Source organism: Nostoc foliaceum FACHB-393, assembly GCF_014698505.1.
GTDB classification, from domain to species: Bacteria; Cyanobacteriota; Cyanobacteriia; order Cyanobacteriales; family Nostocaceae; genus Nostoc; species Nostoc foliaceum_A.
The window spans coordinates 67037-89269 of record NZ_JACJTD010000024.1 but is presented as its reverse complement, the minus strand read 5'-3'; the positions used below and the strand labels follow the sequence as shown (position 1 = coordinate 89269).

14 protein-coding genes are annotated in these 22233 nt (G+C 40.0%); 13 read left to right on the top strand and 1 reads right to left on the bottom strand.

The genetic code is table 11. The annotated features are described in order from the left end of the window. Nucleotides 1-113: 113 nt before the first annotated feature. Nucleotides 114-4793 carry a CHASE2 domain-containing protein gene (locus tag H6G92_RS39610; RefSeq protein WP_242059246.1) on the top strand — a complete coding sequence of 1560 codons (4680 nt, stop codon included), beginning with the start codon at nucleotides 114-116 and terminating at the stop codon, nucleotides 4791-4793. Between the two features lie 171 nt (nucleotides 4794-4964). After that, a complete protein-coding gene (locus tag H6G92_RS20320; RefSeq protein WP_190895406.1) occupies nucleotides 4965-5918 on the top strand; it encodes an alpha/beta fold hydrolase in 954 nt (317 codons plus the stop codon). A gap of 69 nt (nucleotides 5919-5987) precedes the next feature. On the opposite strand, the gene H6G92_RS20315 is transcribed toward H6G92_RS20320, so the two are convergent. Further along, the gene (locus H6G92_RS20315) at nucleotides 5988-6356 is read right to left on the bottom strand and encodes a BON domain-containing protein (protein WP_190895405.1); all 369 of its coding nucleotides are present in this window, start codon (nucleotides 6354-6356) and stop codon (nucleotides 5988-5990) included. 343 nt (nucleotides 6357-6699) lie between these two features. Here H6G92_RS20315 and ilvN point away from each other — a divergent pair, with 343 nt between their 5' ends. The 11 genes from ilvN (at nucleotide 6700) to H6G92_RS20260 (ending at nucleotide 22212) form a co-directional block, all read left to right on the top strand. Continuing rightward, nucleotides 6700-7218, top strand: a complete 519-nt coding sequence (ilvN, locus tag H6G92_RS20310; RefSeq protein ID WP_190895404.1) for an acetolactate synthase small subunit — start codon at nucleotides 6700-6702, stop codon at nucleotides 7216-7218. 959 nt (nucleotides 7219-8177) lie between these two features. Then, nucleotides 8178-10196 carry a polysaccharide biosynthesis protein gene (locus H6G92_RS20305; protein ID WP_190895403.1) on the top strand — a complete coding sequence of 673 codons (2019 nt, stop codon included), beginning with the start codon at nucleotides 8178-8180 and terminating at the stop codon, nucleotides 10194-10196. A gap of 65 nt (nucleotides 10197-10261) precedes the next feature. After that, nucleotides 10262-11296 (top strand): glucosamine inositolphosphorylceramide transferase family protein, encoded by a 1035-nt coding sequence (locus tag H6G92_RS20300; RefSeq protein ID WP_190895402.1) that lies wholly within the window; start codon nucleotides 10262-10264, stop codon nucleotides 11294-11296. 46 nt (nucleotides 11297-11342) lie between these two features. Beyond that, entirely contained in the window at nucleotides 11343-12137 is a 795-nt protein-coding gene (locus H6G92_RS20295; RefSeq protein WP_190895401.1) for a hypothetical protein, read from the top strand. Nucleotides 12138-12175: 38 nt separating this feature from the next. Continuing rightward, complete coding sequence (gene murJ / locus H6G92_RS20290) at nucleotides 12176-13537, top strand: murein biosynthesis integral membrane protein MurJ (RefSeq protein ID WP_242059245.1); 1362 nt, start codon at nucleotides 12176-12178, stop codon at nucleotides 13535-13537. 36 nt (nucleotides 13538-13573) lie between these two features. Further along, complete coding sequence (locus H6G92_RS20285; RefSeq protein WP_190895399.1) at nucleotides 13574-14716, top strand: glycosyltransferase family 4 protein; 1143 nt, start codon at nucleotides 13574-13576, stop codon at nucleotides 14714-14716. A gap of 139 nt (nucleotides 14717-14855) precedes the next feature. Further along, nucleotides 14856-16004: a glycosyltransferase gene (locus H6G92_RS20280; protein WP_190895398.1), complete on the top strand. Its 1149-nt coding sequence runs from the start codon at nucleotides 14856-14858 to the stop codon at nucleotides 16002-16004. Beyond that, complete coding sequence (locus H6G92_RS20275; protein ID WP_190895397.1) at nucleotides 15985-17205, top strand: O-antigen ligase family protein; 1221 nt, start codon at nucleotides 15985-15987, stop codon at nucleotides 17203-17205. The genes H6G92_RS20280 and H6G92_RS20275 overlap by 20 nt, the downstream gene beginning before the upstream one ends. Continuing rightward, nucleotides 17202-18341 carry a glycosyltransferase family 4 protein gene (locus H6G92_RS20270; protein ID WP_190895396.1) on the top strand — a complete coding sequence of 380 codons (1140 nt, stop codon included), beginning with the start codon at nucleotides 17202-17204 and terminating at the stop codon, nucleotides 18339-18341. The genes H6G92_RS20275 and H6G92_RS20270 overlap by 4 nt, the downstream gene beginning before the upstream one ends. Nucleotides 18342-18355: 14 nt before the next feature. Next, complete coding sequence (gene asnB, locus H6G92_RS20265; RefSeq protein ID WP_190895395.1) at nucleotides 18356-20305, top strand: asparagine synthase (glutamine-hydrolyzing); 1950 nt, start codon at nucleotides 18356-18358, stop codon at nucleotides 20303-20305. Nucleotides 20306-20601: 296 nt separating this feature from the next. Then, nucleotides 20602-22212 (top strand): DUF4091 domain-containing protein, encoded by a 1611-nt coding sequence (locus H6G92_RS20260; RefSeq protein ID WP_242059243.1) that lies wholly within the window; start codon nucleotides 20602-20604, stop codon nucleotides 22210-22212. The last annotated feature ends 21 nt before the right edge of the window (nucleotides 22213-22233 follow it).

The window sequence follows — 22233 nt, the reverse complement described above, 5'->3', positions numbered from 1 at the left end:
AATCGGCGGTGATCCCATTTCTTCAAAGGGTGGAAAGGAGATAGCCGCCCGCCGATTTAGTCATGAGTCCCTAGTCATTAGTCATTGTACGAGTATGTCACATTAACCTATCTATGACCGATTCACCGCACCCACTTAAAGATAACCTTGTAAACAACGCTCGCTCGCTGCAACAATTGGCTTGGGGGATTGAGGGGAGTGTGGGGCAGTTTAAGCTGATTTTGGCACGGTGTAATTATGCCAGCTTGCGTGATCGCCTAATAGCAAGATTATGTGAAATTTGTCAAGTCGAAATCCGGCTGTTGGTGGTGCAGGAATCTCGCAGGACTCTTTATACTGCGATTCGGGAGGAATTTGGGGAGGACGTACCAGCTTGTGTGATGGTTGTGGGTTTGGAGACAGTGCAGAATTTGGCAGTGATGTTAACTTCTGCTAATCAGGTGCGGGAGGAATTTCGCAAGAATTTTGCTTTTCCTTTGGTGTTGTGGATAGATGATGAAATCTACAAGCAACTGATACAGGTGGCTCCTGATTTAGAGAGTTGGGCGATTACGAAGAATTTTGCGATCGCTAAAGATGATTTAATAACTTTACTCCAACAACTGGCCAAGCAATATTTTAGCAATACTCTAACCCTGAATCTAGATGCTTATTTCGTCTTAGAAGCAGAATTAACAGCAGCCCAGAGAGAATTACTAGATGATGCACAGGTTTCTCAAGAGGTAAAAGCTAATTTAGCATCATTGTTGGGTTTGGCAACACAGGTTAATAATAAAATCAATCTGGCGCTGGAACATTATCAACTAGCTTTGGCGCTTTGGCAGCAGCTTAACAATATAGAACGATGGGGTAAAACCCTCGGTGATACTGCTTTTTGCTATTATCTCAAAGCTCTTCAACATGAAGATATTACTCATCCAGATTGGCAAGCTACCCGGCATTATATTCTTGAATATATTAGCTTTTTGAGTCAGGCTGAACGTCCAGATTTAATTGCTGATTCCATATTCAAATTTGGGGTTGTACTGCGTGATTTACAAGAGTGGCAACATTTAAAAAATCTGGCTGGACAAGCATTAGAAATACATAAAGCTAATAATAAACCCATAGAATTAGCAAAAGATTATGGTTTTTTAGCTGAGGTAGCTTTAGCTGAAGAACGCTGGTTACAAGCAAATAAATTTGCACAGCAAGCCTTGAATGTAGGAGCGTCCAGCGTTGCAATCCTACCAGCACAAAAGGTTGTTGTCTCCAATGATTTGAGTCTCTATCGGTTTATTTTGGCTCGTTCTCAAGATCATTTAGGTGAGTACCAAGAGGCAATTCGTAACTTAGAAGCTGCAAAAGATATCGGCAATCCACTGACAGATTTAAGACTTTATCTGAAGATTCTTAGTTATTTGCAAAAGTTTTACTTTCAGCAAAAAGCATATCTCCAAGCTTATGAAATGAAGCAGCAGCAGCGTTCCGTTGAGCAGCAATTTGGTTTGCGGGCGTTTATCGGTGCTGGTAGGTTGCAAGCGACAAAAGAGTTAGGGGCACAAGGTCTTGTAACTTTAAGGATTGACAATAAAGATAGCATCGCCCCAGAAATTGCCGCATCTGGTCGTCAATTAGATGTAGAACGCTTAATTGAACGCATGGGTCGCCCGGACAAAAAGTTGATAGTAATTTGTGGAGAATCAGGTGTTGGCAAAAGTTCCCTGGTGAATGCGGGACTTGTACCAGCTTTAAAGAATAAAGCAATCGGTACTCAAGATTATTTGCCGGTGGTAATGCGCGTTTACACCAACTGGGTGGAAGAATTGGGGCGGCTTTTGGGAGATGAGGGAGATGAGGGGGATGAGGGAGACAATGGGACAAGGGGACAAGGGGACAAGGGAGAGTTAGAATTTCAAGTTTTGAGTTCAAAACCTCAACGTTCGACCTTTGAACTCGGAACTTCGACCTTTGAACTCGGAACTTCAGCCTCGGAACTCGGAACTTCAGCCTCGGAACTCGGAACTCCGACCTCTGAACTTGGAACTTCGACCTCGGAACTCGGAACTCCGACCTCGGAACTCGGAACTTCGACCTCGGAACTCGGAACTCCGACCTCGGAACTCGGAACTCCGACCTCTGAACTCGGAACTTCGACCTCAAATACTCAAAATCCCCACTTTGTACAGACGCGATTAATCGCGTCTCTCCCCACTCCCCACTCCCTCCTCTCCCAACTCCGCGAAAACGAACAGCACAACCTCCGCACAGTGCTAATTTTTGATCAATTTGAAGAATTTTTCTTTGTTTACACCGAACCAGCCCAAAGGAAGCAATTCTTTGAGTTTCTGGGAGAATGTTTGAATGTTCTATCGCTGAAGGTTATCTTATCGCTGCGGGTAGATTATATCCATTACTTGCTAGAGTGCAATGATTTGCCTAGCCTGAAGATTATTGGCAATGACATTCTCAGTAATAATGTGCTTTACAAGTTGGGGAACTTCTCGCCTAATGATGCGAAGTTAATTATCCAGCGTTTAACAGAGAAAGCTAATTTTCACTTACAACCTGCTTTAGTTGAACAACTAGTGCAAGATTTAGCCGGGGAATTAGGTGAAGTGCGTCCCATTGAGTTGCAGGTAGTGGGGGCGCAACTGCAAACGGAGAATATTACAACTCTGGCAGAATATCAGCAGCGTGGCACTAAAGAAGAACTGGTTAAGCGCTATTTGGATGAAGTTGTTAATGATTGCGGTGTTGAAAATCAGCAGGTGGCGGAATTATTACTGTATTTGCTCACTGATAAAAAAGGAACTCGCCCACTCAAGACTCGCGCTGAGTTGGAACGAGATTTGCAAGCATTAGTCGCAGATGCAACCACAAATAGCAATAAATTAGATTTGGTGTTGGAGATTTTTGTCAAATCTGGTTTGGTGGTTTTGTTACCAGAGAATCCTTTTGACCGTTATCAACTGGTGCATGACTACATAGCTTTGTTTATTCGCCAGCAACAGGAACCGAAGTTAAAAGAGTTGATAGCAGAACTGGCAAAAGAAAGAGAGCAAAGAAAACTCAGTGAAGAAAAGCTAAGTCTTGTTGAACAGGCTAACCAGATACTGGCTGAAGCTCAAGAAATAGCAAAGCAAGAACCATCGCCTCGATCAATTTTGCCTGGATGGGAAGCATTTATTGCAGCCATGAGCTTTACAAGCTGGGTTGTAATTCTACGATCTGTTGGGTTATTACAGTTCTTAGAATTGGGAGCCTTGGATCAATTTTTTCGCTTACGTCCAAATGAACCATCAGAAGAGCGTATTACTATCGTAGTGATTGATGAAGCCTATTTAGACGAAGTTGGTTCGTGGCCAATTCCAGATACAAAAATTGCTCAGTTGTTGCAAAAATTAAACGTCCACAAACCCCGTGCTATTGGCTTAGATATCTACAGAAATTTGCCAGTAGAGCCTGGTAATCAAGAACTGCGTAATGCTTATAAGTCAATGCCCAACTTGATTGGTATTGAACTACTGGCAAATGACAAAAATAAAAACATTAATGTTTCGCCTCCACCGGAACTGAATCAGGATCAAGTGGGCTTTAACAACGTGCTGTATGATCTTGATGGTAAAGTGCGTCGCAGCTTGTTGTACTGGCACGTTAAAAGTCAGGTACACGAAAGTTTTGCCCTGAAGTTGGCTTTATTGTATTTAAAGTCAAAGGGAATTACTCCTACCAAAGCAAAAAGCAATCCTGAGTATTTGCAATTGGGTAAGGCAGTGTTTTCTCAATTTGAAGCTAATGATGGTGCTTATGTGGGAGCTGATTCTAGAGGCTACCAAATTTTGACCAATTTTCCCAAACCCAAATGTCAAAGTTTATCTGGAGAATTGTGTAGTTTTCGCCAAGTATCGATGAGAGATGTACTGGCTGGTAAAGTCAAAGAAAACTTAATCAAAGATCGGGTTATACTCATTGGTTCCACCGCACCCAGTCTCCAGGATTTTGTATTCATTCCCTACTCCAGCAATCTAATAGGTACGGCAAAGCCTGTACCTGGTATTCAATTGCAAGCTTATTTTATCAGTGAGTTAATCTCATCTGCTCTCCAAGGACGACCTTTACTCAACGTCTGGTCAGATCCAGTAGAAAACTTGTGGATTTTTGTTTGGTCAGGTTTCGGAAGTATTTTCTTTTGGCGATCTCGTTTTCTTGGTTGGTCTGTCTTTAGTTTTATTCTTCTAGTATCTAGCCTCATCGGTAGTTGTTACTTAGCTTTCTTCTATGGTTGGTGGTTACCGCTAGTTCCTTCCGCGCTTGTACTCTTCGGGTCTGCAATTATGACTACAGTATTTACTAATAATCAGTTAGAAAAACTCCGGCTCCACCGAACTCTGGATTTAATTTTAGAGGTCTGTCGTCACTATCCTGCTGCCAGTCGCCTAGCCATTGAATACCTCATCACCTCAACTAACCTAAAAGAATTTGCTGCTCAAACATTGAATAGTATCGCTATGTCGGCTTTGAACAGTTGTAAAACCCCAGGTGATATTGCTGCTATTGCTGATAAACTAGCTTGGCTTCCCTCTTCCCGGTTCAAAGTTCTTCGCCCTGAGCTTTACCAATTCTTGGAGATTAGTCGAAGTGTGAGGACGTCTTTAGATACTAGTTCACTGTATCATCAACCTGAGTTGCTTGAAGCTTCGATAACTGCCTTGCATGATCTGTGGGAAAACTTGGTAGGAAGAGACACCCGTCATCAATCCGCAAATTTTATAGGTATTGCTAAAAGCTGGCTAAAGATACTGCTTAACTAGATCAACGCTACTTTCTGTCTACGCAGACTACGGAAAACCAAGGGTTTAGTAACTTACAGAGGCAGGCTTTGTTTATCTAGCCACGACTTCCAGTCGTTCGGTACTGAAGTAACGGGGTTTTCAGGCATTTTTTTTATAATAGAATTTCACGCTGATAAATCGGAGGTAAGTGTGACCACTGCCCTACACTGGCAAGAACGGGTTGGTAATCAAAGGGATTGGGTTTGGCGCGGCTGGCAAACCCGCTACACTTACATTCGCCCTAGCCAAAATCACCAGAAAACAACACCCCTGATATTGCTACATGGCTTTGGCGCTTCCATTGGTCATTGGCGACATAATTTAGAAGTGTTGGGTGAGCATCACACAGTTTATGCCATCGATATGCTGGGTTTTGGCGCTTCCGAAAAAGCCGCAGCTAATTACAGTATCGAACTCTGGGTTGAGCAGGTTTACGATTTTTGGAAAACATTTATCCGTGAACCAGCAATATTAATAGGTAATTCCAACGGTTCACTGATTTCGATGGCCGCCGCCGCCACTCACCCCGATATGGTGCTGGGTATGGTGATGATGAGTTTACCAGACCCTTCACTAGAGCAAGAAGCAATTCCTCCTGTGCTGCAACCAGTTGTTAGAGCAATTAAAAATATTGTCGCTTCGCCGTTGATTCTGAAACCTGTATTTAACTTCGTGCGCCGTCCTGGGGTGTTGCGTCGCTGGGCTAGTCTTGCCTACGCTAACCCAGAGGCGATTACCGATGAACTCATAGAAATTTTAGCAGGGCCTCCCCAAGATAGAGGCTCCGCCAGAGCTTTTAGTGCTTTGTTCAAAGCTGCGATCGGAATTAACTTTAGTCCTAGTGTCAAGACAGTGTTGCCAACCTTAACAATTCCCATGTTGTTAATTTGGGGACAAAAGGATCGGTTTGTTCCCCCAGCCCTGGCTAGCCAATTCGCCCAGTACAACGAAAAGTTGGAAGTACTGAATTTGGAGGATGTAGGGCATTGTCCCCATGATGAATGTCCTGAACAAGTCAACCAAGCTATTTTAGATAGGATTGAAAGGTGGGTTAGCGTAGGCGAAGCCCGCCGCAGGCATCGCCAACCATTGGTTACTCCCTAAATATTATGCAATGGAAGCGATGGGGTAAGCAGTGCGATCGCCACTATTGAATTTTTAATTCCTTAACACCTAGCCAATCGTGGCTTGGTTAGTGTCAACATTTGTAGTGCCATGCACAGAACGGGCTACAGAAATCATCTTGTTGAGAATTTCTTGACTGGGAACTTTACCTTTTAATACTACAGTGCTACCCGTTTGAGCAACCCAAAGGGTATTAACATCATCGAGTTGGGGATCTTGATCAAATGCCAACGCTACCCGCTTTGCCAATCCACTTTGATCATATTCGCCGCTTAATCCCACACGTTCTGGGGGTATCGATTGAGTAGCAGTAGGCGCAACGTTAGCACTAGGAGCTTGCGCTATTGACTGCGGAGTAGGATTTACTTCTGCATTTTGAGGTTTTTCCATTCCAAATAGTCTTTTTAACCAACTCATAAAAATTTTTCTCCTATTAGAGGTTCATTAAATCTGAGTATAAAAGCTTTACAAAAATGCCGCATCTGCCAATGAAAAGAGATGCATTCAATAAAATTCCTCCTTGCAGTATGATTTCTGCTCAATTTATCTTGAGAGTGCGATGAGTGCAGCTATTGAGTTTACAATAAAAGGTCGCACTTACAATTAGTGCAGTAGTACGCCACAACAGAAGGAAACATACATTTGACAAAATGTCAAGAGTTTAAAACTCAAGGAATTTTGAATTTTGAATGAGTGAATTCTGCAAAGCAGTACTAGTGTCTGCCTTACTCAAATCCTGTTCTAGCCTCTGTTGGCGAAGATGAAACATACCCTTTCAGTTCTCGTAGAAGATGAGGCGGGTGTTCTTTCCCGCATTTCTGGTTTATTTGCTCGTCGTGGTTTTAATATTGAAAGCCTTGCTGTTGGCCCTGCTGAACAGGGAGGAGTTTCCCGAATTACGATGATTGTACCTGGTGACGATCGCGTTATCGAGCAACTTACCAAACAGCTATACAAGTTAGTCAATGTCCTAAAGGTACAGGATATTACCGAAACTCCTTGCGTAGAGCGGGAATTGATGCTTTTGAAGGTGAATGCTAGTACCAGCAATCGCTCAGAAGTGATCGAACTATCTCAGATTTTCCGGGCGCGAGTCGTGGACGTGGCGGAAGATTCTCTCACCTTAGAAGTTGTGGGAGATCCAGGTAAAATGGTAGCGATCGTGCAGGTGTTGCAAAAATTTGGTTTGAGAGAAATCGCGCGCACTGGCAAAATTGCCCTGACTCGTGAATCGGGTGTGAATACCGAGTTACTCAAGTCTTTGGAAGCAAAAGTTTAGTTGGGAACTTAAATAAAGACTTCTAAATAATCAACTTGTGGGGGCGAACATCTGTGCGCCCCCAAAGTATGTTGCATCCATAAACCAATAGGCTTGGGTTAAGGAATGTAGAGACCAAGCGGCTTCCCGCAAGGTAACCCAACATTTTCGGAGATTTGTTGGTTTCACTTCGTATCTCTACTAGACAAGCAAGGTAGAAACCAACCTACCCAGTTTATGGTTTTTGACGCTAACTAAACTATATTGATAAATCTGGCTTTTCACATCATGTGGAAAAGCTCACGAAAATCTAACCCCCTTCCCGTGTCGGGAAGGGGTAAAATTCAAAGTCTCTCTCCTAAAAGGAGAGAGATTTAGAGAGAGGTTTTCCAGATACAGTGAAAAGTCACATTGATCTATTCCATCGACACGTACCAATAAACCGATGAGTTGAGCAGGTTTCCTGATTTAAGAAGTAATAATAACTACTAAAATACAATTAAGCATATGCGGTTATGTCTTTTTATATGCACAAGCTACGCCAATTTGGCATGACGCAAATGATAAGAAACTGCTACAAAGTTAATAAGCCTAGTAAAAATCCTCTTCAACAGTTTTGTAAATACCAAATACTTTAGGGGCGGCAAATTTTGCTTTGTGGTCAACAATCTTATTTATAAATAAATAGGATTTGTTTAAATCCTGATATCTCCTAAGGAAGGTATGTAATTAAGCAATTCTAAATAAAGAGATGCAATTCTAGTTATAACAGAAATATATTGATATATAGGCATTAAAGCTCCACTATCAGTTTCAACACTTGCTGTCATTTTAAATCTCCTAAAAGGATGGATTATTCTTCTAGGGTAGTTTCACATTGCAAACATTCTTTATCTTTGCTCATTTGACTAGATTTTCTTGTCTTAATAAACTTGGAATATTTCTACTAAAGATAGATTATCCTAGAGGCTTTTACATACATGGATTGCTTATTATTTGTTTCTCACTGGCTACCTCAAAAATTAATTAGCAGCTTATTGATCAAATTGCTAAATTTAAAAAATAAGCACTTGTTTATTTTTGATACTATTGTTTTTTCATTTACCGCTTTTATAGCTCTAAATCTATGTTTAAATGGTGACTTTCACATCCAAGAGTATAAAGCGGAATTAGGAATTGCAACAATACTTTTTTTAGCAATCAAACTAACTGTATTGTGGAATTTTGGTTTTTATAGACTTTACTGGCGCTATGCAAGTATTGAGGAGCTTTTATATATAACGATGCTAATGGGTATTGCGGTAGTAATTCAAGCAGTATTCTTTGAAGTGATGCGATTTATACCATACTTAACATTGAATACACTGCCACAATCATTACCATTAATCGACGGATTACTTTCGTGTATTTTTATTGGTGGAGTACGTTTTAGTATTCGGATTGTAGAAAGAATCAGTCAGCAACGTGCAGTATTTAAGCCACAAGACCGCGTGTTGATAGTTGGTGCTGGTAATGCTGGCATTTCTCTTGTGCAAGAAATGCAAAGAAATCCTCAACTGGGGTTTCATCCTGTTGCTTTTATTGACGACGATCCGCGCAAATTCCGTGCATACATCCGCGGGATTCCTGTAGTAGGCGATCGCTATCAAATTCCTGATGTTTTAAAATCTCTCAAAATCCATAAAGTTATCATTGCTATGCCTACAGTTACAGGTGGAGTCATTCGGGAAATCCTAAATATTTGCAAAGCAACTGGAACTCAAACTAGCACTTTACCAGGCATACATGAAATCCTCAATGGTCGTGTCCGAGTTGACAGCATTCGGGATGTACGTATTGAAGATTTACTCAGACGAGAACCTGTACAAATTGATATTGAGCAAGTTGCTCAATTCCTTAAAGGTAAAACAGTACTAATCACAGGCTCAGGTGGATCAATTGGTAGCGAACTTTGCCGTCAAATTTTTAAATGCAATCCTGCTGAAATGATCCTTATGGGACATGGAGAAAATTCTGTGTTCAATATCCAACAAGAACTAGAACAACTTGTTCAAGTTCTCGAAAATGAGGGCAAATTACCAAGAAACACTCCTCGTCTTTCTACCTTCATTGCTGATATCCGCTTTAAGTCTCGATTAGAACATGCATTCGAGCTATTCAAACCTGATGTAATTTTCCACGCTGCGGCTCATAAGCACGTCCCACTAATGGAATTAAATCCAGTAGAAGCAATCACCAACAATGTAATGGGGACAAAAAATTTACTAGAACTGTCACTGCAATATAATGTGAAACATTTCGTGATGATTTCTACAGATAAGGCAGTTAATCCTACCAATGTTATGGGTGCTAGTAAAAGAGTCGCCGAAATGTTGGTACTACAAGCCGCAAAAGAAAGCGGTAAGCCTTATGTAACTGTGCGTTTTGGTAATGTTTTAGGCAGTAGAGGTAGTGTAGTTCCAACCTTTAAAAAACAAATTGCAGCAGGCGGGCCAGTAACCGTTACTCATCCAGATATTTGTCGTTATTTCATGACTATTCCAGAGGCAGTTCAACTCGTTTTGCAGGCTACTGTACTTGGTCGTGGTGGTGAAGTCTTAATGTTGAACATGGGTAAACCTGTGAAAATTGTTGACTTAGCCAAAGAATTAATTCGCCTTTCAGGATACGAAATAAACCAAGATATTGAAATTGTATTTACTGGTCTACGCCCAGGTGAAAAGTTATTTGAGGAATTATTTCTTCCAGGAGAAGAATATGAACCAACTCAACACGAAAAACTATTAGTAGCCCAAAATGCTAGTAGGATGATTCCAGAAAATCTGTCTATTACTGTAGAAACTTTATGTCAAGCAGCAGCTAAAAACGATACGAATTTTATCCTGTTTCTCCTTCAACAACTAGTACCAGGATATAAACCCAAACACTTAGAAAGTTATACAGCAGCAACTATTTCCAATAATACTTCTGTCAGAATATTGGCACAGATGAAACCGTAAGGAGAATAACTTAAGACTGTTGGTCGTAAATATCAATAAAATCTACTTGACTCGGCAGAATAAATATGTACAAAACCTATAAGCTCAACAGTAATTCACAGGTATCCAATAGAGTATTTAGGCTTAAAGATAGATATTTGACTGGAATGAAAAATATAGCCAAGACTTTTGTTAAAAGAAGAAGTGAATGGTCAATTGGAATTTATCTAGGCGAATCTCTTTTTGATTTTGTTTCTCCAGAAAAAATTAGTAATCCAGTTTTGACTGCTAAAGATATCACAGATGTTCCAGCCAACTTTGTTGCTGATCCATTTATGGTCTGTGAGGACGGTATTTGGTATATGTTCTTTGAAGTACTGAATAGTCTTCAGAATAAAGGAGTAATAGGATTAGCAACTAGCAATGATGCATATAAATGGAATTACCAACAAATTGTACTTGATGAGCCGTTCCATTTGTCTTATCCATACGTATTCAAATTCCAAAACGAATATTATATGATTCCAGAAACTTCTGAAGCTGGTTCTATTCGTTTATATAAAGCAACTAGTTTTCCTACAAAATGGACATTTATAAAAACCTTACTCGATCAAAGTGATTTTGTAGACCCTAGTATTTTTCAATACAATAATCTGTGGTGGCTATTGACCGCAACATCAGAAGCTAGAGATACTCTCCGTCTTTATTATTCTAAAAACTTGACGGATTCCTGGATTGAGCATCCTAAAAGTCCTGTTATAGAGGGGAATAAAAATATAGCAAGACCAGCCGGTAGAGTTGTAGTAACTGATGACAAAATTATTAGATATACCCAGGATTGTGAGCGAATTTATGGGAATAAAGTTCTAGCTCTTGAAATAACTGATCTGACAATAACAAATTATCAAGAAAAACAAGTTAAAGAGAATCCAGTTCTCAAAGCAAGTGGGTTAGGTTGGAATCAAATCGGTATGCACCATATTGATCCTCACGAAATTGACGAAAATAAATGGATAGCATGTGTGGACGGGAAGCATTATCGATTTGTGATTGACCCATATTCAATCCGAGCATTTTTGCGAAAAGGATTAACTTCCTGTTTCAAAATTATGAATTTATAGTTATTGCATTAATGAGTTTAATTTGAAACGCAAAGTGAGAAAAAACATGTTGATTGTCACAAAGAAATTTATCTTTTCAGTAGGAGAAGTCTGGTTTGATGAAGCTCCGCAAGAATTAGGTAATGTGGATGTACTTCATTATAGGCAATGGATACACCCCATTAAAGGTGGCCAGTCTGATGAATTTTACACAAGGTTAATTGACTTAACCAAAAGTCATGATCAACTCTGGGAAAGTATCAGTAGCAATGATAGGTATAAAATTAGAAGAGCAGAGCAAAAAGACGAAGTTATTTATGAAACCTGGGAGAATATTGACTCAAATACTTTCAATCAATTCTCAGATTTTTATGATTTATTCGCCACCCAAAAAGGTTTAAACAAGATTAATCGAACCCAGCTAAAAAATCGTATAGATGCTGGGGTAATTGAGATTTCACATGTCAAGCTAAAAAATGGTGAATCTTTAGTTTGGCATGTTTATTATCGTAGTAACAATAGAGTTCGTCTTTTGCATTCTGCATCACTTAAAAATAGTAACGATACTTCCTATCAATCGATTTTAGGGCGGGCAAATCGTTACCATCACTGGCAGGATATATTAAGATTTAAAAATTTAGGAATTTCGATTTATGATTTTGGAGGCTGGTATACCGGAAATACAGATCAGGAAAAACTCGGTATTAATCAGTTTAAAGAAAAATTTGGTGGAGAAATTGTCAAGAACTTTAACTGTATTAATGGCATCACAATCAAGGGCAAACTATATTTACATCTACTGAAAATTTATATGAGTTTATCTCAATTACCGTTACCACGTTTATCGAATTTTAAATTTTAGATTGAATAATTCTAAATCGTTTCAACTGCGGTATGAAAATGTGGCGTTTGCAAAGCTTAGTTGATTACTGGAAGCAACTGACAAGCGGCTCTATCAATCGCCAAATTTTTGGTGCAGCGATGATAGTTGGTTTATTGACAGCATTGGTTAAAGTGGCGGCTGTAGGTAAAGAATTGGTAGTTGCTCAGAGGTTTGGTACTGGGGACGATTTAGATGCATTTTTAATTGCTTTGTTAGTTCCTTCTTTTATCACCAATGTAATCGCTGGTTCTTTTAATACTGCTCTTATACCTACTTATATGCAGGTACGAGAACAGGAAGGTATAAAGGCGGCTCAAAGGCTTTTCTGTGGAGCCACAATCAGCGGCTTGGGACTGCTAGCAATCACGACGATACTAATGGTAGCTAGCGCACCACTGTATTTACCACACATTGCTGCTGGGTTCAGTCCCGAAAAGTTAGATATGACTTTTCGTTTGCTCTATGCGATCGCACCTTTTGTTCTCTTAAGTGGGATTATTATCATTTGGGGTGCCGTATTGAATGCAGGAGAGCGTTTTGCCCTAGCAGCTTTATCACCAATTATCACTCCAACTATTAGTGTCCTATTGCTCTTGATGCTTAAATCTTGGGGTATTTTCGCTTTAGCCGCAGGGCTAGTCTGCGGTGCAGCAGTAGAAATAACTCTTTTAGGAGCAGCACTGCACCGACAAGGCATTTCATGGCTTCCAAAATGGTATGGGTTTGATCCTCACCTGCGTCAGGTTGTTAGCCAGTATTTACCAATGATTGCGGGCGGTTTTTTGATGTGTAGTACAAATCTAGTAGATCAATCTATGGCAGCAATGCTGTCACCTGGTAGCGTAGCAGCACTGAGTTATGGTAACAAGCTCATTGCCTTCCCGATATCTTTAGCTACCACAGCATTAAGTACTGCTGTAATTCCCTATTTTTCCAAAATGGTAGCTTCCAAGGATTGGATAGGTACACGTCGCACACTTAAACAATATATGCAAATCATTTTTGTTACAACTACTCTACTGGCAGGATTCTTGTTTATATTTTCCGAGCCTATAGTTCAGATCCTCTTTCAAAGAGGTTCATTTACAGCTAATGATACTTATTTAGTAGCTCAGATCCAAAATTCCTTTGCCTTACAAATACCTTTTTATGTAGCGGGTATTTTGGCTGTGAGGTTAATTTCGGCAATGCAATTAAATCATATATTGATGTGGGGTTCTGCTTGTAACTTAACTATCAATATTTTTCTAAATTATGTTTTTATGGAATGGTTTGGTGTTATAGGTATTGCTTTATCTACTACTTGTGTTTATGTTTTTTCATTCTGCTTTTTAACGTATTATGTCAGCAGAAAACTAATAAGTGCTTCTGAAAATTAAAAGGAATATTACTTGTTAAATATTTACTTTAAAAAAATGAGGATAACACTGATTATTTATTCACTTACTTATGGTGGTGCAGAACGTGTCATGTCAATCATGGCAAATTACTGGGCAGCCAAGGAATGGCAAATTACTATATTGACATTTGATGATAATAAAATATCCCAATTTGATTTAGACAATCGCGTTTTTTACACTCCGTTAGGCATTGCTAGCAAATCTTCCAATGCGATTATCGGTATTTATAATAATTTGAATCGCATCAGAACATTACGAAATGCAATTATCAACAGCGCCCCAGATGCTGTGATTAGCTTCACATCTAAAACTAATGTGATCACTTTACTCGCAACACGATACTTGAATATACCAGTGGTGGTGTCTGAACGCAGTAATCCGAGCAAAAGTTCTTTAGGTGGAAATTGGAAACAACTACGACAACAAACTTATCCATTTGCAGATCGGATTGTTTTTCAAACTAAAAGAGCAAGAGATTATTTTCCATTAAAGCTGCAAAGTAATAGCTGTATTATCCCTAATATGGTTGTATTACCACCTATAGAAAAACAGTTATCGGACAAGGTTTTAAGAGAGCGATCGCTGATTGCTATGGGACGCTTTGTCCCAGAGAAAGGCTTTGATCTGTTGCTGCAAGCCTTTGCACAACTGAAGGAACGTTATCCAGAATGGACATTGACTATTTTAGGAGATGGCATACTACGTCCAGAGTTGGAAGCTTTGCGTAACCAACTTGGATTGAGCGATCGCGTTCATTTTCCTGGAATGGTGAAAAATAATTATGGTTTTTTGCAGCAAGCGGAGATTTTTATTATGTCTTCCCGATTTGAGGGTTTCCCTAATGCGCTTTGCGAAGCAATGGTATGTGGGTTACCAGTCATCTCTACAGATTGTCCTAGTGGGCCACGAGAGATTATTCGTGATGGCATAGATGGCATTTTAGTTCTAAATGAAGATGTGTCAGCATTAGCCGCAGCAATGGAACGATTAATGTCTGACGAAAAAGAACGGAAGTCTTTAGCTGTTCGTGCGCCAGAAATAATCGAACGATTCAGCATAGAGAAAATAATGGGGATGTGGGAACAATTGTTAGCTCAGATTATTAATAACAACAATTTATGTCATGTGAAAAAGCCCACAAAAAACCTAACCCCCTAGCCCTCTTCCCGACGCAGGAAGTGGGAAAATTCAAAGTCTCTCTCCTTTTAGGAGAGAGGTTTTCCAGATAGCGTCAAAAGCCAGAAAATTATTAAAGAGAAATCCTGAAAATTAATAGCAAATTTTTATTTTCAAATATATGAAAAAGAAAATTGTATTCCTTATTCGTGACCTTAACTATGGAGGAGCAGAAAGGCAATTAGTGACGCTGGTAAAAGCTCTTGATAAAGAATGCTTTGATATAACCATTTTATGCTTTTACTCTAGTGGATTATTATCTTTAGATAAAGACTTAAAAGATAGTAATATCCCAATTATCTGTTTAGATAAACAAGGACGTTGGCATTTATTTGGCTTCTTTTTACATCTTGTTCAGCATCTTCAACGTATACATCCTGATGTGTTGCATGGATATATTGGGATACCGAATTTATTCACTATCTTCTTAAAGCCATTTTTTCCTTCAACCCGCATGGTTTGGGGAATACGCTCATCTAATGTAGATTCTAATTCTTACAATTGGTTAGGGCGTTTGCTTTTTCAATTAGAGCGCCTTTTAGCCCGCTTTGCTGATCTGATTATTGTCAATTCCTATGCTGGTCGAGAATATTATCTGACTCATGGATTTCCTTCTAACAAAATGATGGTAATTCACAATGGTATTGATATCGAACTATTTAAACCCGATCAAGGAGCTAGAATAAAAGTACGAAAATCGTGGGGAATTCCTGAAGACACTATTTTGCTTGGTTTGGTGGGGCGACTAGATATAAGGAAAGACCATCCCACATTTCTTAGAGCAGCAGCATTACTCTTTAAAGATAGACAGGATGTGCGTTTTGTCTGTGTGGGTAGTGGCTCGGAAAACTATGTACGAGAACTACGTCAGATGGCTGATGAATTAAGCATCTCTAATCAAGTTATCTGGATCAAAGCACGTGCAGATATATCTGCAATCTACAACGCTCTAGATATTGTTGTTTCTTCATCTTATACAGAAGGATTCCCAAATGTAATTGGAGAGGCGATGTCCTGCGGTGTACCTTGTGTAGTCACGGATGTAGGTGATTCTGCTTGGATTGTTGGTGATATGGATGTAGTAGTACCTCCTAAAAATCCAGAAGCACTGAAAACTGCTATGAAAAATTTGATAGAAAAGCTTGGTAATAATGAGTGCGATCGCACTCAAATTCGACAGCGAATTATTGACAATTTCTCAGTAGCTAAATTAGTCCTTAAAACCGAAGCTGCTTTACTTGATATATCTCATGAATCCATCCCTAAATAAAAAATACGATTTACTATTTTATTATCAATGTGCCCTCGCGGTAGGTGCTGTTTTCACTTTTTTTACAGAAATTAGTTCCTATTTATATACATCAGGAAGCTTCTCTCAACCTCCTTTATTTTGGGTCATGTTATTTGCTCTAGCCTCCACTCCATTGATTTTTACAAAAACCAAATACATTCCACACGCTGTAATTACTTGGTGCCTTGGCTTTATATTTATCTCTTTATTATGGTTCGTATTATTATCGATACCTGGTGAAATTGTTGTTGAAGAATTAAGAAAGCGGATTTTGTCAGTAATATTTATTATAATCATGACCCTAATTTTTTCCAGCAATAACGATATTCACATCTGGACTAGATGGGCAATTTTTATCGCAGTCTTAATGGCTGTATTCAATAACGGTTACGAATTTTTTAACCCAATTGCATTTAATTCATTAGGTACTGGTGGCCGGTCTGCTGGATTTTATTTAAATCCTAACAATGATGGTGCAGCGTTAGTACTTGGCATGATTTTTAGCGTGAGTCTATTGCACCCAATATATCGTTTACCTTTCGTATCTATCATTGGTATTGGAGTGTTGTTGACATTTTCTAGAGGAGCTATTCTTGGCTGGTTAGTTACAGTTATTATTTTTACCATAACCCGTATATTGCATCCGAATAAATTACTTTATTGGGTGTTGGGAATAGGAACGATATTTATTAGCTTAGGCTCACAGTGGTCAGAAGAACTATTACAAAACTTGAGCTTGAATAAAAATTCTCTGGAAAGAATTTCATGGTTTCAAAACATTTCAGCTTCTGATTCTGAAGACTCTGCTGATTCTCGTTTAGAAGTGGCTCAGTTAGCTTGGCAGATGTTTACCAAACATCCATTTCTCGGTAATGGAATTGGCTCAACTTTAACGTGGAATATGGGAATATCTACACACAATATTTATTTATACTATATGACCGATCATGGAATTTTAGGCGCTTTTATTCTACCTGTTTTAGTATATGCAGTTACACAACACGCACATGGGGAAACTAAATATATTGGCTTGGCTTTTGCTGCTTTTATTCTTCTCTGGGGACTATTTAGCCATAATATTTTAGAGGAACGTTACATTTTAATAATGTTCTCATTAATGGCTGCTATGACTGCGGCGAGTCAGTTAGAGCAAAGGTTTAAAGTAGAAAATCCATTATGAAAATAATTTATATCATTACAGGACTTTCCACGGGCGGGGCTGAAGTCATGCTTTATAAACTTCTTTCCAGAATAGATCGAAAGCGTTTTAGTCCAGTTGTTATTTCTTTGATGGATCGTGGTACATGGGGCGATCGCATTGCGACTTTAGGTATTCCTATTTACACCATTGGGATGAAACAAGGAAAGCCTACAATAGCTAACATTTGGCGAATAATTAACATAGTACGTCAACTCAAACCTGACTTAATTCAAGGTTGGATGTATCATGGAAACTTAGCTGCACAGTTTGCCAGACTTTTTATATTCAAACAAGTGTTCGTTTTATGGAATGTGCGTCATTCCCTTTATTCTTTAGACTTAGAGAAGCCGGGAACAACTACTGTAATTAAACTGTGTGGAAGATGTTCTAATTTCCCTGAAAAAATTATTTATAACTCTCAAAACAGTGCTAATCAACATGAAAAAAGCGGTTATTGTATCGATAAAACTTGCGTAATCCCCAATGGGTTTGAAACAGATAAATTCACACCATCAGCTAAGGCTCGCCTCAGTGTTCGTTCAGAATTAAATACCCCTGAAAATGCTTTACTGATTGGTATGATTGGTCGTTATCATCCGATAAAAGACCATTTTAATTTTCTTCAGGCTGCTGCATTACTACTTAAGAAGTATCCCAATGTCCAATTTGTTCTTGCTGGCAATCAAGTAGATTGGCAAAATCATATTTTATCTGAGCTAATCCATGAATTAGGGCTTATTAAACAGATACATCTACTTGGTGAACGTCATGATGTGCCCCGTCTAACTGCTGCTTTCGATATTGCCTCTTCCTCTTCCTCTGGAGAAGCTTTTTCTAATGTAATTGGCGAAGCTATGTCTTGTGGTGTTCCTTGTGTAGTAACAGATGTGGGAGACTCAGCTTGGATTGTTAGTGATACAGGAAAAGTTGTCCCTCCAAAAGATCCAGAGGCATTAGCGGATGCTTGGAAAGCATTGATAAATATAGGTAAGGAGGGCAGAGAAGCTTTAGGAAAAGCAGCACGGGCAAGGGTGATCGAATGCTTTTCTTTAGACTCAGTTGTGGCTCAATATGAGGCGCTATACGACAACGTGCTTGCAAAAAAACTAAATTGAAAGGCTAACATTAAATGTGTGGCATTGCTGGTTTTTGGAATATCTCTAGACGAGTCAACTCTGAGGAACTGTCTTATGTGGTTCAGCAGATGTCAGACACACTGTTACATCGAGGGCCAGATAATGGCGGGAGTTGGGTCGATGCAGAGGTAGGGATTGCCTTGGGGCATCGACGACTGGCGATTGTAGACCTTTCGCCAGAAGGACATCAGCCGATGATCTCTGCGAATAGTCGGTATGTAATTGTTTTTAATGGCGAGATTTATAACTTTTTAGAGTTAAAGCGTCAACTTGAATCACTAGGCCATCAATTTCGGGGACGTTCTGATACTGAGGTGATGCTGGCTAGCTTTAGTGAGTGGGGATTACATAGAGCAATTGGGCGCTGCAATGGGATGTTTGCGTTTGCCTTGTGGGATCGTCAAGAGCGAATTTTGCATTTAGGGCGCGATCGCTTGGGTGAAAAACCTCTCTATTATGGTTGGATGGGTCAAACTTTTCTATTCGGCTCCGAGTTAAAAGCCCTGAAAGTCCATCCCGCTTTCCAGGCAAAAATCAACCGTGATGCCTTAGCAGTGTTTCTCCGAAATAACTACGTACCTGCACCCTATTCGATCTACGAAGGCATCTATAAGTTACCACCGGGAACAGTCCTCACTTGGAATGGCGTGGATACTGATCCTAATCCTGTTCCCTACTGGTCTGCGATAAAAGCCGCAGAGTTGGGTGTTAATGAACCCTTCACCGGGTCGGAAATGGAAGCTGTTGCACAGATGGAAGCATTATTACAAGATGCTGTCGGACTACGGATGGTTGCAGATGTGCCACTAGGAGCTTTTCTTTCGGGAGGGATTGATTCCTCCACAGTAGTAGCCCTAATGCAAGCTCAAAGTAGCCAACCGGTGAAAACATTTACCATTGGTTTTGATGAAGATAGCTACAATGAAGCACATTATGCCAAAGCAGTGGCACAGCACTTAGGCACAGACCATACAGAACTTTATGTAACCCCAAAAGATGCACTTGCTGTCATTCCTAAACTACCGACACTTTATGATGAACCCTTCGCCGACGATTCCCAGATTCCGACTTTCTTAATATCCCAGCTTGCTAAACAGCATGTAACAGTCAGCCTTTCCGGGGATGGCGGCGATGAACTTTTTGCGGGATACAAACGCTATTTTTGGGGTGACAGCACTTGGCAAAAGATTGGCTGGATACCTCTAACCTTGCGCCAGACTGCTGCACGCACCCTGTCTAGCTTATCGCCTCAAACTTGGAATCGTGGTTTGGTTAACTTTCATAGCTTACTACCAGCTAAACTCAAGCAACCTACTCCTGGGGATAAATTGCACTGGATTGCAGAAATCTTGGCGGTTTCTGATGCCAAAGCTTTGTACACAGGCATGATTTCTCATTGGAAAGAGCGAGAAGCATTAGTAGTAAATAGTTTAAAGCCTTTGATGAACAACTGCGATCGCCAACAATTAACGCAGTTAACCGACTTCATCCCACAGATGATGTACCACGACACAGTGAATTATCTCCCAGACGATATCCTAGTCAAAGTTGATCGAGCCAGCATGGGTGTGAGCTTAGAAAGTCGGATACCATTTTTAGATCACCGCGTAGTGGAATTAGCTTGGCGCATACCACTGTCCATGAAAATCCGTAATGGTCAGGGTAAGTGGCTATTGCGTCAAATTCTGGATAAGTATGTACCTAAAAACCTGATTGAGCGCCCCAAAATGGGGTTTGGGATGCCAATTGATAGTTGGTTGCGTGTTCCTTTGCGAGACTGGGCAGAAGCCCTCCTAGATGAACGTCGGCTACAGCAAGAAGGATTTTTGAACCCACAACCAATTCGCCAAAAATGGGCAGAACATCTTTCATCTGAGCGAGACTGGCAAAATGATTTGTGGGATGTGTTGATGTTTCAGGCTTGGTTAGAAGAAAACCATTAAAAAATTCAAAATTCAAAACAGTTACATCAGGGTATTTAGACCCCAACTAAAAACTTAGCCACAGAAGTAGAGCGGCGTAAATAATTAAAGGTTTGTAGTGACAACTTTAGCCATCACTACTATAGCAATACTCAATCATTTATGAAATATTAGCTTTTTACACTTTGTGCCCTTTGCGCTCTTTGCGGTTCGTAAAAAAGGCAGATTCATATTTTAATAAATGAGGATAACTTGAAATGTCACATATTTTTAAAAGAAAGACAAGGCTGTTTAACAAATTCAAACTTATCATTTGGATGCTAGGAACAGTATTTACTTTATTTGCTTGTTCAAGCATCGACCTATTAGCTAACAACTCATCCTTCGCTGATCATCCCTTTGTATGGGTAACTTCAAATTTAGAAAGGATAAAACGAGAAGACCTACCAAAAAATAAAACTAGCATTGATTTGTATGCCGCTCGTGGGGAATATGAACCATTTCAAATCGGAATCCGGGCACCCAATACTGGATTGACAAACGTCAACGTTTCAGTCTCTGATTTGTCTGGCCCAAACAATCAGGTAATTCCGAATAAGAACATTACACTCTACCGAGAACATTACGTTCATGTTACTCATTCCAGCCCTAACAAGAAGGGCAGTAGCAATCCACCTTTAGGTACTGGATGGTATGCCGATGGACTAATTCCGTTTATTAATCCTGAAAACCAAGCAGATATTAAAGGTGCTGAATTGGATGCAGTTCCATTCAACCTCAAAGCTAGGAATAACCAACCTATTTGGGTAGACATCTTTGTACCCCGCGACGCTCAAGCCGGTCAATATCACGGGACTTTTACTGTTAGCAGTGACCAAGGAGCGATCGCAGGCAAAATCAACCTGAAAGTTTGGAATTTTGAGTTACCGATAAAACCATCGCTCAATTCTGAATTTACATTCTATGAACATCGAGATAAAAGCGACATGGTTGAGCTTCTTAAACATAAGTTAATGCCTGACGCGCATTTTGATCCAGCAGATGAACCTGAGTTAATGAAACGTTGGGGACTCCGTTCTCGGAGTCTTCCTTTCTGGAGCGGGGCTAACGTTAGTACTTGCAAAATGTCTCCAGCCCCTTCTCTTAAAAAGATTAAAACTACTGCTGCTAAACATGAATCTAGTCTATTTCTCTACACTAGATATGCTGATGAAATTGATAACTGTCCAAATCTAATTAAACCAGTAAAGGAATGGGCGCGAAATTTCCACCAAGCTGGAATAGCAACTGCCTTAGCCATGACTCCCACACCCGCGCTTTATGATGATGGTTCTGGAACTGGACGTTCCGCTGTTGATATCTGGGTAGTATTGCCAGAATCTTATGATGAGGCTCCAAAACGCATATCTGAGGTTCTGCAAAAAGGAGACAAAGTTTGGTCTTACAACGCTTTGGTACAGGATGGTTACTCTCCTAAATGGCAAATAGACTTTGAACCAATCAACTACAGAATTCACCCAGGCTTCATTAGCCAAAGCCTGGGACTGACAGGGATTTTATACTGGCGAGTTGACCTATGGACAAAAAATCCGTGGAAGGATATTCAAACTTATTCCCACGAGAAAGACTATTATCCTGGTGAAGGGATGTTGTTTTATCCTGGTAAACAGGTAGGTTTGACAGGAGTTGTCCCTTCCATGAGACTTAAGTGGCTCAGAGAAGGGGTGGAAGATTACGAATATCTCGAAATTCTCAAAAATGGCGTAGGCGTAGACCGTCGTGGACATCGCCACGAGTGGGGGCTTCGATTAGCTCGGAGTGTCGGTCTTGACTGGAAGAACTGGACGCGGGATACAAATCTGCTGGAATCAGTCCGCCGACAGTTGGGTGAGGAAATAGAGAGGCTCTCTTCTGAATCAGCATCTTGAAAAATTTGCAATTACTTGTCC

Coding starts and splice junctions, on each gene's coding strand:
- H6G92_RS39610 (WP_242059246.1), top strand. CDS start 114: ATGACCGATTCACCGCACCCACTTAAAGATAACCTTGTAAACAACGCT.
- H6G92_RS20315 (WP_190895405.1), bottom strand. CDS start 6,356: ATGAGTTGGTTAAAAAGACTATTTGGAATGGAAAAACCTCAAAATGCA.
- ilvN (WP_190895404.1), top strand. CDS start 6,700: ATGAAACATACCCTTTCAGTTCTCGTAGAAGATGAGGCGGGTGTTCTT.
- H6G92_RS20305 (WP_190895403.1), top strand. CDS start 8,178: ATGGATTGCTTATTATTTGTTTCTCACTGGCTACCTCAAAAATTAATT.
- H6G92_RS20300 (WP_190895402.1), top strand. CDS start 10,262: ATGTACAAAACCTATAAGCTCAACAGTAATTCACAGGTATCCAATAGA.
- H6G92_RS20295 (WP_190895401.1), top strand. CDS start 11,343: ATGTTGATTGTCACAAAGAAATTTATCTTTTCAGTAGGAGAAGTCTGG.
- murJ (WP_242059245.1), top strand. CDS start 12,176: ATGTGGCGTTTGCAAAGCTTAGTTGATTACTGGAAGCAACTGACAAGC.
- H6G92_RS20285 (WP_190895399.1), top strand. CDS start 13,574: ATGAGGATAACACTGATTATTTATTCACTTACTTATGGTGGTGCAGAA.
- H6G92_RS20280 (WP_190895398.1), top strand. CDS start 14,856: ATGAAAAAGAAAATTGTATTCCTTATTCGTGACCTTAACTATGGAGGA.
- H6G92_RS20275 (WP_190895397.1), top strand. CDS start 15,985: ATGAATCCATCCCTAAATAAAAAATACGATTTACTATTTTATTATCAA.
- H6G92_RS20270 (WP_190895396.1), top strand. CDS start 17,202: ATGAAAATAATTTATATCATTACAGGACTTTCCACGGGCGGGGCTGAA.
- asnB (WP_190895395.1), top strand. CDS start 18,356: ATGTGTGGCATTGCTGGTTTTTGGAATATCTCTAGACGAGTCAACTCT.
- H6G92_RS20260 (WP_242059243.1), top strand. CDS start 20,602: ATGCTAGGAACAGTATTTACTTTATTTGCTTGTTCAAGCATCGACCTA.